Source organism: Corynebacterium kutscheri, assembly GCF_000980835.1.
GTDB lineage: Bacteria > Actinomycetota > Actinomycetes > Mycobacteriales > Mycobacteriaceae > Corynebacterium > Corynebacterium kutscheri.
In genome coordinates, this window is sequence record NZ_CP011312.1 from 514,918 (window position 1) to 529,083 (window position 14,166).

The following is a 14,166-nucleotide window of genomic DNA, read 5'->3' on the forward strand; positions in this document are numbered from 1 at the left end:
CCTCTGAGAGTAAGGTAAGTTTCTACTAAGAAGTAGAATCGCAACCTTCGTCACTCTTAAGGACTCGACTTCGGTGGAATCGAAGTCGAGTTCTTCACTTTGCCAGGTGTGTGCGTACAATAGCTTGCTAGACTTCCGGAAAAATACCGCTAATAGATTTTGTGAGGACGACCTTAAGTGTTTGGACTTTCCAAGATGCTCCGTATGGGTGAGGGGCGCGCAGTCAAGCGACTGAAGAAGATCGCAGAAGACGTCATTGCTCTTGAGCCGGAGTACTCAGATCTCACCGATGACGAGCTCAAGGCAAAGACTGAAGAGTTTAAAAAACGTCTCGACGAGGGAGAAACGGTTGATGACCTTGTCTTAGAGGCTTTTGCCGTGGCTCGTGAAGCATCCTGGCGGGTGCTTGGTCAAAAGCACTACTTGGTTCAGGTTATGGGTGGTGCCGCACTACACTTTGGTAACGTCGCTGAGATGCGTACCGGTGAAGGTAAGACTCTTACCTGTGTATTGCCTGCTTATCTCAATGCGCTTGAGGGCAAGGGCGTGCACGTAGTTACGGTTAATGATTATTTGGCGAAACGTGACGCTGAGTGGATGGGGCGCGTACACCGCTTCTTGGGCTTAGAAGTTGGTGTGATTCTTTCGGATATGCAGCCTGAAGAGCGTCGTAAAGCGTATGGTGCCGATATTACTTATGGCACCAACAATGAACTTGGCTTTGATTATTTGCGCGATAACATGGTGCGCACCCTTAATGATCTAGTCCAGCGCGGACACCACTACGCCATTGTCGATGAGGTGGACTCCATTCTTATCGACGAAGCTCGTACGCCACTGATTATTTCCGGACCAGTTGATGGATCTAGCCAGTGGTATTCCGTTTTTGCTCAGCTAGCGCCTCGGATGCGCCGCGATGAGCACTATGAAGTTGATGAGCGCAAGCGCACCATCGGTATTAAAGAAGATGGTGTGAGCTATGTTGAAGATCAGCTAGGCATTGATAATCTTTATGCCCCAGAACACTCTCAATTGGTGAGCTACCTTAATAATGCCATTAAGGCGAAAGAGTTATTCACCCGCGATAAGGACTACATTGTGCGCAATGGAGAAGTGCTTATTGTTGATGATTTTACTGGTCGTGTGCTGGCAGGCCGTCGGTATAACGAGGGTATGCACCAAGCAATTGAGGCAAAAGAAAACGTCGAGATTAAAAATGAGAATCAGACACTTGCCACAATTACTTTGCAGAACTACTTCCGTTTGTACACCAAACTTGCTGGTATGACCGGTACCGCTGAGACTGAGGCTGCTGAGCTACACCAGATCTATAAACTCAACGTGATTCCGATTCCTACCAACCGAGATCCACGTCGTGAAGATCTCACCGACCTGATCTACAAAACACAGGAAGCTAAGTTCGCCGCGGTAGTTGATGATATTGCTGAGCGAGTAGAAAAAGGCCAGCCAGTTTTGGTGGGTACCACCTCAGTGGAGCGCTCTGAGTATCTTTCTAAGCTGCTCCAACGTCGCGGTATTAAACACAATGTGCTTAACGCTAAATTCCATGAGCAAGAAGCTCAGATCGTGGCTAAGGCTGGTTTACCAAGTGCGGTAACCGTGGCTACCAATATGGCTGGTCGTGGTACCGATATTGTGTTGGGTGGCAACCCCGATATCATTGCCGATATTAACCTGCGTGAGCGTGGCTTGGATCCAGTTGGTACCCCAGAAGAATATGAGGCTGCCTGGGATGAAGAGTTAGCTAAGGTAAAAGCCAAGAGCGAACTTCTTGCCGATGAGGTACGTGAGGCCGGCGGTCTTTATGTGCTTGGTACCGAGCGTCATGAATCACGTCGTATCGATAACCAGTTGCGTGGTCGATCTGGCCGTCAAGGTGATCCAGGGTCTACTCGTTTCTACTTGTCTATGCGTGATGATCTTATGGTTCGTTTCGTTGGTCAGTCTATGGAAAATATGATGAACCGGCTTAACGTGCCCGATGACGTTCCGATCGAGGCCAAGATGGTGACCAACTCGATCAAGAATGCCCAAGCTGGTGTGGAAACCCAGAACTTTGAGATGCGTAAAAATGTGCTCAAATATGATGAGGTTATGAATGAGCAGCGTAAGGTCATTTATTCCGAGCGCCGGGCAATTCTTGATGCCGCCGATATTCAAGCTAATGTGCAGTCGATGATTGACGAGACTATCGAAGCCTATGTTGATGGTGCTACTGCCAATGGCTATGTCGAGGATTGGGATCTAGATTCTTTGTGGAACGCACTAGAGTCTCTCTACGGACCTTCTTTTGGCTACCAGGAGCTTATCGACGGTACCGAATACAGTGCCGCAGGTGAGTTGAGTGCGCAAGATCTGCGTAAAGCATTGCTTGCTGATGCTCATGCACAATACGAAGAGTTAGAAACTAGTGTTGCTGCTATTGGTGGTGAACAGCAGATGCGCAATATCGAGCGCATGGTTATTTTGCCTATTATTGATACTAAATGGCGCGAGCATCTTTATGAGATGGATTATCTCAAAGAAGGTATTGGCTTGCGGGCTATGGCGCAGCGCGACCCATTGGTGGAGTATCAAAAAGAAGGCGGCGACATGTTCAACGCTATGAAGGACGGAATCAAAGAAGAAACCGTTCGTCAGCTTTTCTTACTGCGTAGGCAGTTCCAGCCAGTGCAAGAAGCCACGGTTATTGAGGCTTAAAATTTGACTACTAAGAACTGGTCGCAGGTTTTATCTGCGGCCAGTTTCGTTATTAGTAAGAAGAAGAAAATTTTTCATGTACCAATCACAGGTTTCGCGAGCATATAAAACACAGCTATAAGCTTTAACACCAGTAGTTTCGGCGACGGTACCAAAAGCGATAACTCGATGACCGAGGCGCTGATAGTGTAGCGATTGGATAGATATTCGAGCTGTATTATGGCGATAGGTTTGCCTGATATGACTTAGGTGTTCGCGCACCCGTAAATCATAAATACGAAAATGCAGACTAGACATAGGTCGTAGCCCATACGCAGTATTGAGTGCGATGCTAATGAGAGTTTCTATTCGCTTATAATCTGCTTGGGTAAGGCGGGTATTTATTACTGTTGATTGAGAAGGTTTCTTTGTCTGTGGTGGTAGCTTTTTGAGCATGCTAAAACCAGGTATAGTGACAAAACCAGTGGGCTGATTAATGGCCATAATAGTGTGGTTACTTTCTTTTTTTAACAGCGGGGGATAGTTAAGTAACCACGGTGGAAAATATATAGTTTTGGTCAAATTTTGCGTTATAGGCGCTCTGGACAAGCGTAAATAAGGCAAAATATGAAAGAATCATCGTACAACGGGCACTTATAAGTATGCCAAAAAATAAGAATTCGTGAGGTGTTAACTAGCCGTGCGTGGCTTGATTGTGGATTATGTAGGCGTTCTTGATGGAACGGATGATGAACAGCGTCGATGGCGCAATCTTTTTGCCTCGGCAAGAGCAGGCGGAATTAAGACCGCGGTGCTTTCTAATGATCCAGGTGGCCCAGGAGCAGAACCGATCCGTGTGCTACAGACACAAGGAATTGTCGATGCGGTATTGCTTTCGGGTGAAATTGGGGCGGAAAAACCAGATGTTGCGGCATTCCAAGCTGCTGCTGATGCCCTTGATATTCCCATGAATGATTGTGTGATGGTTGACGATTCCATCCTTAATGTTCGGGCAGCTGTCGAATCTGGCTTAGTTGGTGTGTACTACCAGCAATTCGACCGTGCAGTAGTAGAAATAGCCGGCCTTTTTGGCATTAACGGGGAGTTTTAAAAAGAATGCGGATTTATATCCCGGCCACCTTTGACATGCTCCATGAGCTCAATGAGCGTCAAGTGATCAGCGCTCGATCGGGTTATGCTTTTGCAGTAACCCCAGCGCTGCGTGATTATTATGTTGAAGGTGACGAGGACGAAATTGCGTATTCAGCATTCGAGGATGCTGTTTTAGCATCAATTCGTTTACTCGCTATAGGCGATGAGCATTTTCCTTATCGACGCGTAGTACTTAGCGCAGATGTGCCAGATGATCAAGTCACCTTTGCTCCGGAATTAGGTGAGAGCGTGGTTATTCTGGAACCCGCACAGGTCAACTTTAGCGATGTCGCCTCAATTCATGTGGATGTAGCAGATTCGGAGGAAGCTACGAAGTCGGCTATTGCGCTTATTGATCAAGCCGATCTTGGCGAAGAAGGCGCAGAGCTTACTGTAGGCGATGCGTTAGATAATTATCTGGCTTGGTATGACCCTAGCGAACTTAATATATTGGTGCAGTTGATGTAGCAAGCCGTGCTGCCTTTTATGCCCAATCAACATTGGTTCGTAGCGCTTTAAGTAGGCCGCGCACCGCTTTGACTCGTCGCCCAGTAGCTTCGGTAGGCTCAAAACGATCAAGGGCACATTCTGGATCTGCTGGCGGGCCAAGATGTGTGCAGCCGCGTGGACAATCTTTGCTGGCTTGTTTGAGATCCTCAAAGGCTTGTACCACTGTATCTGCATCCACATGGGCTAGCCCAAAAGAGCGAATACCTGGGGTGTCAATAATCCATCCACCCTTGGGCAGACGTAATGCTACTGCTTGGGTAGAGGTGTGTCGGCCTTTGCCCACTCCAGAAACATCGCCAGTTGCCCGGAAGGCATCAGGTACTAGTCGATTAACTAGTGTGGATTTTCCTACCCCAGAATGACCAATTGTGGCAGTAATACGTTGATCGACTAGTTCGTGTATGGGGTCAATGGGATCATTAATGCCGCTGATAACGATTTGTACATCGAGAGCAGAAAATTCGGCGGCAAACTCAGATGGATCGGCTAGATCTGATTTGGTCAGACAAATAATCGGAGTGAGCTTGCCGACGAAAGCCGCCACTAAAGCGCGCTCAACGAAACCTGCCCGTGGAGGGGGATCGGCTACTGCACAGACAATAAGCAGTTGTTCGGCATTGGCAACTACTATGCGTTCATAAGGGTCGGTGTCATCTGCGGTACGGCGTAGCACGGAGCTACGTTCGTTGAGTTTAACTATTCGTGCCAAGCTGCCCGGTCGGCCACTGGTGTCGCCAACAATGCCTACATGATCGCCAACTTCAACCGGGGTGCGCCCCATTTCGCGGGCGCGCATACATACAATGGCTGTAGCGTGTGGGTTATCTGCATCTCGGTCGAGAATAACGCCCCATCGTCCGCGATCTTTGCTAATAACCATCCCAAATTCAGCATCATTATGGCTGGGGCGATCTTTGGTGCGTGGTCGAGATCCTTTTCTGGGACGGATTTTTACATCTGATTCGTCCCAGGAACGATGATTCGAACTGCGCGCCATAAAATTAATGTCCTTCTTTGATCATTTGTGTCCACATTTTTTCAAAACCTGGCAGAGTCTTAGCAGTGGTAGCAATATTTTCTACCTGTATCCCAGGCACACGCAGTCCAATAATAGTGCCAGCAGTAGCCATACGGTGATCGGCATATGAACGCCAGAGTCCACCCTGAAGTGGGCGAGGAGTGATACGCAGTCCGTCGCTAAGCTCGGTGCATAAGCCACCTAGATTATTAATTTCGGCGCTGAGCGCTGCGAGCCGATCGGTTTCATGACCACGTAGATGTGCAATGCCGGATAAGGTAGTTTCGGTGGTAGCTAGGGTAGCTAGGGCAGCGACTGTGGGGGTGAGCTCACCAATTGCCGACATATCGATAGTAATTCCGCGCAGCATATTTGGCGGTGGACCAGTTACTACTAGATCATTGTTGTGGCGTTTAACCTGGCAGCCCATCTGAGTTAAAATTTCTCGGATCGCATCACCTGGTTGGGTGGTTTGTTGTGGCCAATTATTGACCCGGACGGTTCCATTGGTTACCGCAGCAGCTGCTAAAAATGGGGTGGCATTAGAAAGATCAGGTTCAATATGCCACGTGCGAGCGGTAATTTTTCCTGGTGATACTACCCATTGATGAGGAATAGAAGTATCTACTGTGACACCGGCTTGACGAAGCATATCGATACTCATCTCAATATGAGGCATGCTGGGCAAGCTAGTTCCGCTATGGGTAATGCGCATTCCTTTTTGATAGCGGGCAGCCGCAAGAAGCAGGCCAGAGACGAATTGTGAAGAAGCAGAAGCGTCGATAGTTACCTCACCACCTACCGGGTTACCTTCACTATGGAGAGTAAAAGGTAGTGCAGTGCCGTCGACACGCACTCCTAGGGTGCGCAAACCGGTGAGGATTTGATCCATCGGTCGGGTGCGTGCCTGGGGATCACCATCGAAAAAGACACTGCCAGTGGCTAAGGCGGCTACCGGAGGAACAAAGCGCATAACCGTACCAGCAAGTCCACAATCGATTGTGCCACCGCGTAAAGGACGCGGGGTGACGGTGATTTCTTCAGCGACAGTAATGTCGACCCCAAGACAACGTAGGGCATCGATCATCAGCATAGAGTCACGTGAATCAAGTGCTCCGACAATTGTTGAGCGTCCATCTGCGATGCTGGCCAGAATAAGCGCACGGTTGGTCATTGATTTGGAACCAGGTACGGTAATCGTGGCAGTTACTGGCTGGTTGGTGGTGGGGGCTTCCCATACCGAAGAAGACATGTCATTCATAATAGAGGACAACCGGTTGTGCTTTTCGACGAATACTTTAGTGTGGTTTATTCCGCCAGAATGTCGGCGTAGTGTGCAGCTAGAATTTCAATGAGTGCATCAGCGCTCGCTTCGATATCAAGACCACGTTTGCCACCGGAAAAGAAAATTGTGTCCCAGAGTTGGGCAGTTTCGTCAATAACTGTAGGCAGTACTGTTTTTTGGCCTAGCGCAGAAATGCCACCGTGGACATAGCCAGAGGATTTTTCAGCATCGTGTACTTCGGCCATCGTAGCTTTAGTGGCATGAAAACTGGCTGCGACCTTCTTTAACGATAATTTATGTGTTACTGGAAGCATGGCTACTGCTAGTTGACGTTTCGGTCCTTTTCCAGCGCTGAGATCCACAATGAGGGTTTTAAAAATGCGTTCTGGCTCTACATTGATTGCGGCTGCGGCATGATCGCCAAAGTGATCTGTGCCGCCGTCGAAAAGGTGGATAGAGTGCGAAATTCCAGCTTCTTCAAGAACTTTGAGGGCGGGGGTTGCAGCGTGAGATTTTTTCTTGCTCATAGTCCATTACAATAGGCGGGTATCTATAAAGGAGGCGAAACTATCAAGTGGCCGCAAAAACCCCACCCGCACCGGGTTCGCAGTTAGAGAAACGCTTTGAACAAGAAGCGTTACCTTTGCTTGATCAGATTTATGGCGGCGCGCTACGGATGACTCGTAATCCTGCCGATGCTGAGGATCTGGTACAAGAAACCTATATTAAAGCATTTCAAGCTTTTGCGAGTTTCAAAGAAGGAACGAATTTAAAAGCTTGGCTGTATCGAATTATGACGAATACGTACATCAATTCCTACCGCAAAAAACAGCGTCAGCCGATTCAATCGAGCGCGGAAGATGTAACCGATCATCAGCTTTTAGGTGTTGCTTCTCATGATTCAGTGGGCTTGGAATCTGCTGAGGTCGCAGCGCTGAAGAATATGCCGAACCAGCGTATAGCCGATGCTATGAATGATCTTTCCGACGATTACCGCATGGTGGTTTATTACGCTGATGTAGAAGGGCTTCCCTATAAAGAAATCGCTGAGATCATGGGTACTCCATTGGGTACCGTGATGAGTCGATTGCACCGGGGAAGAAAACAGTTACGTGAGGCGTTGAAGGACGTAGCTAGCCAACAAGGGATCGGCTTGGACGAAAAGGTGAACAGCTAATGGCCGTTGAAAATTACGCGGAACACGATGAATGTGTTGAACTGCGTGCCTACATGTTTGCGCTCTTGGATCAGGAACTAACTGCTGAAGATTGTGCTCGATTAAATGAACACGTAGATAATTGTCCGCATTGTCGAGAGATGCTTGAAGCTGAAAGCGAACTGCGTGGATTATTGCGCAAATGTTGCTGTGATCCAGCGCCAGGGCGGCTGCGGGAAAGAATTACTTACTCCATTCGGATCGAACAACAGATCATAAAGTGATTAAAAAACCGGGGGGCAACAATACTAAGTTAAACATCGAAGCGTGGTTTTAATTTCGATAATAGGATAGAAAAACCAATAAGCAAGCTTATTAGAATAATTGCATATTGTATCGCTGTGATGTTTATCAAAGCATGAGCGCTACGGAAAAAGGTGGAAAAATTACCCCTCTTTCCGTAGTGATTTTTTTATTTTAGGCTAGGTTTGCCTTACTTAAAAGATGTTTTAAGGGGATTTGATGAGACCACCTAAATTTCGCACTATTGCTGCGCTGACCATTGCCTTAAGTATTTCTGTTGGTGGGCTAAATGTACCTAACGTACATGCTCAGCCGGTTGACATTATGGAAGAAAACCACAATGTTAATTATCCGATCACGGTAACCGGGGGTACTTTGAATTGGAGTTTCCGTGAGTCATTCCGACAGTATGTTGGACTGCATCAGGAGACCCAAAAAGACGGTACCTATCGGGTGGAAAATTCTAATAATGCTATTGGTTGGCCACTGAAAAACGAGCAGAAAATTGATGCTGCTAAAACTGGAAAAATAGAGTTTAAGGGTGCAACCCACTGGACACACCATGGCGGAATTTTAGATATCACCATGGAAAATCCAACTCTTGATTTGGCTACAGGTGATCTGCTTATCGACGGCAAAAAACACCGGCACCATGGCTGATGATACGCCACAAGATTTTAAGCAGACATCGGTTGTTCAATATGACGATATCAAGCTAGAAATGCGTGATGGTTTGCTTGTTGTGAGTGCTTTTAATGGAAAGCATACCGAGGGCTCACATACACTATTTGGTTTTTACCGTGGTGAAAAAGCTGATCCATTTATTGCTGTGCTGAAGGTTAAAGATTCACATGTCGAGCCAGGCGAGCCACAGTTTTGGCGCTTTTATCCCGGCAAAGTAAAAAATGATGGTCAACCGAAAAAGAAGCTGGATCATTCTCAATCTGACCCAGCGGATATTGTTGATCCCACCTTGGCAAAGTGCATTCGTTATGAGCTAGATATGCAAGAAAGTGAAACTATTACGATTTCACATGTACAAAGCATAGGTTCTTTGAACTGTACTGGGGCTAATCGTTCGTCGAAAGATAAAATTACCACGCTAAAGGGTATGGAACATGCTACCGGATTAGAGTTGCTTAATATTCGCGGCCATCGTATTACTGATCTGACTCCGTTAGCTAATTCCAAGAAACTGCAGTCTATCGATGTTTCTGCTAACCGGTTAACTTCTTTGCAGGGGTTGGAGAATAAACCACAGCTTAATAACATCCGAGCTACAACTAATAAGATTACGGATGTGTCTGCGCTATCGCAGCACAAAGAGATGGAATATCTCTACTTGGATAATAATCAACTTACTAATCTCAATGGCTTGGCCGAGAGTACTGAGGTAGAGAACCTACACCTTGCGCATAATAAATTGACCGATGTTTCTCGTCTTAAGAGCTTTTTGTGGCTGCGTGACTTGGATCTTTCGGGTAACCAATTAGAAGATGTGGCTACTTTTACTGAGCATCGAGCCCTGACAACGGTGAACCTGGAAAAAAATAAGATTAGCGAGTTCACTAAGGTTGATTGGGCTAAAAAGGGATTATTACAAACTCTATGCATTGCCGATAATCCGATTAGTGATGAGGCAGAGTTGAAAAAGTCGCTAGGAGATAAGCTGAAAGATTGCCCGGATGTAGAAGTTGAGGTTCCAGAAGAGGATCCGCCAGCTGCTGCACCTAAAGATGAGCCGAAAGCGGATCCACAGCCAAAACCGATGGGCAATTTTGCTGAGAAACTAAAGAAGTTTATTCCACTTATTCTTCCTATTGGTGCGGTATATGTTGTCCTCTTCCACCTTTTTGCGGGTGTTATTCAAGATTTTGTGCGCCGGTTTATGCCCTAATGCAGAAAGTTTTGTATACCTAGCAAGCTGTGAGAAAAATATCAGCAAGTTTTAATGTATAGTCGCTTATCATTGTCCTATGAGCCAGATAGTTGAAATTACGGTGTCTGACCTGTGTGATTCAGGGATCAGCGCAGAAGCAATTATGTGTGGTGTATGCCGAATCTCGCGGCTGCTTGATGTTGACGCTATCTATATCCTTGCAGCGGCACAGGATCTACCAACATTGGCCGCTGCAGCCTATGAACGTTCAGATTTGCCGGCAGAGTTTCGCTTTTGTGAAGACATTTGTACGTTAGGGGCATGGCGGATAGATCTTAATACGGTTTTACGCTATACCCATTGCGGTAACTAGCAGATATAAAATAATCCCGCCTAAGCACTTACAGTGTTTAGACGGGATTATGCTTTTATGAGGCTGGGCTAAAAAATATTGTTAAGGGTGTGCTTCGTTATAACAATTTTGTACGGCCAGCCAAGCTTGAGCATTAGATATTCCAGCACGTTCAAGGTGGCGAGCAACTTGAGCGCTAATTGGACAATCACCATTGAGCAGTTCGTCGAGTTCGGTCTTGTCGAGTTGAAGCCACTTTGCGGCACGGCTGGAATCCATGCCAAGCGGGGTAAGGATTTCGCGCCGGATCAGTATTCCGGGATGGGGTAATGCTGTTGTCATGGTGTACCTGCCTCAATATAGAAACCATTCCCAGTCATGTGTTGCATTTATTGGATATATAAATGGTTCCACATTAATTTTGACCCTAATGCTGTCCCGGCCTGCTGACAAGAGTTTTTTCTAGGAAGCGCCCATTAATGAGGGTGAGGTCAGATGTTATCGATAGGTTAATAGGAAATTGGCTTCGGCAATAGCGATATCGCGAATTTCATTGGGATCAACCGACTCGTCTGGGGAGTGGATAGTAGATTGTGGTTCCTCTACCCCAAAAAGTGCTAGCTCGGCGTGCGGCACGGCTTCTAGTAGTTCCGCACATAGCGGAATAGAACCACCGCTGCCAATAACGGTAAGCTCCTTATTGTTATAGGCCTGTCGAAGGCAATCGACCAGAACACTCGTTGCTGCCCCGTCGGTTGTCGTCTCAAAAGGATTGTTAAGATCATGGATCGTTACCGAGATTTTTGCTCCCCAAGGAACATGGGCTTCTAGATGTGCTTTTACCTTGTCGGCAACGTCACTAGCAACCATTCCTGGTGGTACACGTAGATTAAGTCGGGCACTAGCAGTCGCCGGAACAGCATTAACCGCCTCAGCTACTGGGGTAGAACTAAAACCAGTAATAGAAATAGCTGGTCGTGCCCACACCATATCGGCCGGATTATCATCTTTTGTTCCCATAATGTCAGTGCCATCTAACATGCCGGCATCTACCCGGAAGGTTTCTGGATCATAAGCTGCACCAGGCCAGGTGGTTGTCGAATCCACGCCATCGATAACTGTGCGACCATGTTCATCGCGAAGCGAATCAATAGTACGGATTAGGGCTGCAACTGCATCAGGGGCAGCACCACCAAAAGATCCGGAATGAACTGGGAATTTTAGCGTATCGACGGTGACATCAATCTGAGCCCCACCACGTAAAGTAGTCGTTAGCGTAGGGGTTCCCACGGCTGCATTGCCACTATCAGCGATTAAAATTGCATCGCATTGGAACAATTCTGGTTGATTATGAATCAACTCAGATAGCTCTGCGCCACCCATTTCCTCTGAGCCTTCAATGAGTACGATAAGCCCAAGATCTGTGCCGCCAGCGTGTTCAACCGCATCAAGAGCAGCAAGATGCATGACCAAATTGCCCTTACAATCGGCCGCACCGCGACCGTACCACCGGCCGTCGCGCTCAGTAAGCGTAAATGGATCAGCGCTCCATGCACTAGGATCTCCTGCAGGGACCACATCATAGTGTGAATACAACAGTACGGTTGGTGCATCGCCGACAGCCTCTTTGCGCGCGATGATAGTAGTAGCACCGCCTTCGACTGGGTATTCAGTGACTTTTAGATTGCGCTGTTGAAGCTTTTCGACGACCCAGGCACACGCACCGGAATGTTGTTCTTTGAGCTCTGGGACAGAATGAACAGAGTTAAAAGCGACGATTTCTTTAAGATTGTTAAAGATTTTATCGCGGTGATTATGTAAAAAAGTACTGACATCGTTCATGCTTGTTGATCTTAGATGGCTGATAGCGATTTTTCTTGCGCTCGTAAGGTTCAGCTGCTAAAAACGGTACTTAGCACTTCAATAATCCGAGTGCTAAAAAATAAGCACCTTTGTGGTGGGATTCTTGAAAAAGAATGTGCCGTCGCGGGCGCCAAGCAAAGGGACACGTTATATAAGGAGTAAAAACTCATGGCAAAGATCATTGCCTTTGATGAGGAAGCACGTCGCGGCCTTGAGCGGGGTCTGAACCAGCTTGCTGACGCCGTGAAGGTTACCCTAGGCCCTAAGGGTAGAAACGTCGTATTAGAAAAGAGCTGGGGCGCTCCTACCATTACTAATGATGGTGTTTCTATTGCTCGCGAAATCGAGCTGGAAGATCCTTATGAGAAGATTGGCGCCGAGCTAGTTAAAGAAGTCGCTAAGAAGACTGATGACGTTGCTGGTGACGGCACCACCACCGCTACTGTGCTCGCACAGGCATTGGTGCGTGAGGGGCTGCGCAATGTTGCCGCAGGTTCTAACCCAATGGGTATTAAGCGTGGCATCGAAAAGGCTGTTGCAGCTGTAACTGAAAGCCTGCTTGCTGGCGCTAAGGAAGTAGAAACCGAGGAGCAGATTGCTGCTACCGCTGGTATTTCTGCTGCCGATCCAGCAATTGGCGCTCAGATTGCTAAGGCTATGTACGCTGTTGGTGGCGGTAAGCTCAATAAAGAGTCGGTTATTACGGTTGAAGAATCCAACACTTTTGGTGTTGAGCTTGAGGTGACCGAAGGTATGCGCTTTGATAAGGGCTATATCTCAGGTTACTTCGCTACCGATATGGAGCGTCTAGAGGCAGTTCTCGAAGATCCTTATATTCTTTTGGTTTCCGGCAAGATCTCCAATATTAAGGATCTGTTGCCACTGCTAGAGAAGGTCATGCAGTCGGGCAAGCCACTGCTTATTATCGCTGAGGACGTTGAGGGCGAAGCCTTGTCCACCTTGGTCGTGAATAAGATTCGCGGCACATTTAAGTCGGTTGCGGTTAAGGCGCCAGGCTTTGGTGATCGTCGTAAAGCACAGCTACAAGATATGGCTATTCTTACCGGCGGTCAGGTTATTTCTGAAGAAGTTGGCCTGTCTCTAGAAACCGCCGATCTGCCATTGCTAGGCCGTGCCCGCAAGGTGGTTGTTACCAAGGATGACACCACAATTGTTGAAGGCGCTGGTGCTGCTGAGCAGATCGAGGGTCGCGTGAAGCAGATTCGTGCCGAGATTGAGAACTCTGATTCTGAATATGACCGTGAGAAGCTACAAGAGCGCTTAGCTAAGCTAGCCGGCGGTGTTGCAGTAATTAAGGTTGGCGCTGCAACCGAGGTTGAGCTTAAAGAGCGCAAGCACCGCATTGAAGACGCTGTGCGCAACGCAAAGGCTGCTGTTGAAGAGGGTATCGTTGCCGGTGGTGGCGTTGCTTTGCTCCAGGCAGCTCATGTGCTGGATAAGGATCTTGAGCTTGAAGGCGACGAAGCGACCGGTGTCAAGATTGTTCGCGAAGCATTGTCGGCACCATTGAAGCAAATCGCTTATAACGCTGGTCTAGAGCCAGGCGTGGTTGCCGATAAGGTATCGCAGTTACCAGCTGGCGAAGGCCTTAACGCTGCTACTGGTGAGTATGTCGATCTCATGGCTGCCGGTATCAATGACCCAGTTAAGGTGACCCGTTCTGCACTCCAGAACGCTGCCTCGATCGCTGCGCTCTTCTTGACGACGGAAGCAGTCGTTGCTGATAAGCCAGAGCCACAAGCGCCTGCTGCAATGCCTGGTGCTGATGAAATGGGCGGCATGGGCTTCTAAGCTGCCAGATTAATAACGCTCCTTCGGGGGCGTTATTTTTTTGGTGTGACTTAGTCGAAAAAAATAAACAATAATTACCTAAGTTACCCCCATTTGGGTTTATTTTATTTATGAAGTTAGGGCGTAATTGTGTAAG

15 protein-coding genes are annotated in these 14,166 nt (G+C 47.6%); 9 read left to right on the forward strand and 6 right to left on the reverse strand.

Features of this window, described 5'->3' with window-relative positions; translation table 11 throughout:
• Positions 1-177 precede the first annotated feature (177 nt).
• Positions 178-2,721 (forward strand): preprotein translocase subunit SecA, encoded by a 2,544-nt coding sequence (gene secA, locus UL82_RS02360; RefSeq protein ID WP_046438834.1) that lies wholly within the window; start codon positions 178-180, stop codon positions 2,719-2,721.
• 30 nt (positions 2,722-2,751) lie between these two features.
• On the opposite strand, the gene UL82_RS02365 is transcribed toward secA, so the two are convergent.
• Positions 2,752-3,204 (reverse strand): hypothetical protein, encoded by a 453-nt coding sequence (locus tag UL82_RS02365; protein ID WP_046438835.1) that lies wholly within the window; start codon positions 3,202-3,204, stop codon positions 2,752-2,754.
• A gap of 196 nt (positions 3,205-3,400) precedes the next feature.
• Here UL82_RS02365 and UL82_RS02370 point away from each other — a divergent pair, with 196 nt between their 5' ends.
• Together UL82_RS02370 and UL82_RS02375 are read left to right on the forward strand one after the other, a co-directional pair.
• Positions 3,401-3,811: an HAD-IA family hydrolase gene (locus UL82_RS02370; protein WP_046438837.1), complete on the forward strand. Its 411-nt coding sequence runs from the start codon at positions 3,401-3,403 to the stop codon at positions 3,809-3,811.
• A 5-nt stretch (positions 3,812-3,816) separates the two neighbouring features.
• On the forward strand, positions 3,817-4,320 hold the full coding sequence (locus tag UL82_RS02375; RefSeq protein ID WP_046438838.1) for a DUF6912 family protein: 504 nt from the start codon (positions 3,817-3,819) through the stop codon (positions 4,318-4,320).
• A 16-nt stretch (positions 4,321-4,336) separates the two neighbouring features.
• Here UL82_RS02375 and rsgA read toward each other — a convergent pair whose 3' ends face one another.
• From rsgA to ybaK, 3 genes are read right to left on the reverse strand one after another with little or no spacing between them, the layout of a single operon-like run.
• Complete coding sequence (gene rsgA, locus UL82_RS02380; RefSeq protein WP_046438840.1) at positions 4,337-5,359, reverse strand: ribosome small subunit-dependent GTPase A; 1,023 nt, start codon at positions 5,357-5,359, stop codon at positions 4,337-4,339.
• Positions 5,360-5,363: 4 nt separating this feature from the next.
• A complete protein-coding gene (aroA, locus tag UL82_RS02385) occupies positions 5,364-6,641 on the reverse strand; it encodes a 3-phosphoshikimate 1-carboxyvinyltransferase (RefSeq protein ID WP_083966390.1) in 1,278 nt (425 codons plus the stop codon).
• A gap of 47 nt (positions 6,642-6,688) precedes the next feature.
• Entirely contained in the window at positions 6,689-7,192 is a 504-nt protein-coding gene (gene ybaK, locus UL82_RS02390) for a Cys-tRNA(Pro) deacylase (protein WP_046438841.1), read from the reverse strand.
• Between the two features lie 47 nt (positions 7,193-7,239).
• Here ybaK and UL82_RS02395 point away from each other — a divergent pair, with 47 nt between their 5' ends.
• The 5 genes from UL82_RS02395 to UL82_RS02415 all read left to right on the forward strand — a co-directional run bounded on the left by UL82_RS02395 (position 7,240) and on the right by UL82_RS02415 (position 10,376).
• Positions 7,240-7,842: a sigma-70 family RNA polymerase sigma factor gene (locus tag UL82_RS02395; protein WP_046438842.1), complete on the forward strand. Its 603-nt coding sequence runs from the start codon at positions 7,240-7,242 to the stop codon at positions 7,840-7,842.
• On the forward strand, positions 7,842-8,105 hold the full coding sequence (gene rsrA, locus UL82_RS02400) for a mycothiol system anti-sigma-R factor (RefSeq protein ID WP_046438844.1): 264 nt from the start codon (positions 7,842-7,844) through the stop codon (positions 8,103-8,105). The genes UL82_RS02395 and rsrA overlap by 1 nt, the downstream gene beginning before the upstream one ends.
• A gap of 238 nt (positions 8,106-8,343) precedes the next feature.
• On the forward strand, positions 8,344-8,784 hold the full coding sequence (locus UL82_RS02405; protein WP_046438845.1) for an HtaA domain-containing protein: 441 nt from the start codon (positions 8,344-8,346) through the stop codon (positions 8,782-8,784).
• On the forward strand, positions 8,777-10,021 hold the full coding sequence (locus UL82_RS02410; protein WP_046438847.1) for a leucine-rich repeat domain-containing protein: 1,245 nt from the start codon (positions 8,777-8,779) through the stop codon (positions 10,019-10,021). The genes UL82_RS02405 and UL82_RS02410 overlap by 8 nt, the downstream gene beginning before the upstream one ends.
• Positions 10,022-10,100: 79 nt before the next feature.
• Entirely contained in the window at positions 10,101-10,376 is a 276-nt protein-coding gene (locus tag UL82_RS02415; RefSeq protein WP_046438848.1) for a hypothetical protein, read from the forward strand.
• A gap of 81 nt (positions 10,377-10,457) precedes the next feature.
• On the opposite strand, the gene UL82_RS02420 is transcribed toward UL82_RS02415, so the two are convergent.
• Together UL82_RS02420 and UL82_RS02425 are read right to left on the reverse strand one after the other, a co-directional pair.
• A complete protein-coding gene (locus UL82_RS02420) occupies positions 10,458-10,697 on the reverse strand; it encodes a HigA family addiction module antitoxin (protein ID WP_046438849.1) in 240 nt (79 codons plus the stop codon).
• A gap of 156 nt (positions 10,698-10,853) precedes the next feature.
• Positions 10,854-12,197, reverse strand: a complete 1,344-nt coding sequence (locus UL82_RS02425; protein ID WP_046438850.1) for a dipeptidase — start codon at positions 12,195-12,197, stop codon at positions 10,854-10,856.
• A 189-nt stretch (positions 12,198-12,386) separates the two neighbouring features.
• On the opposite strand from UL82_RS02425, the gene groL reads away from it, so the two are divergent.
• A complete protein-coding gene (gene groL / locus UL82_RS02430; protein ID WP_046438852.1) occupies positions 12,387-14,030 on the forward strand; it encodes a chaperonin GroEL in 1,644 nt (547 codons plus the stop codon).
• Positions 14,031-14,166: the final 136 nt, after the last annotated feature.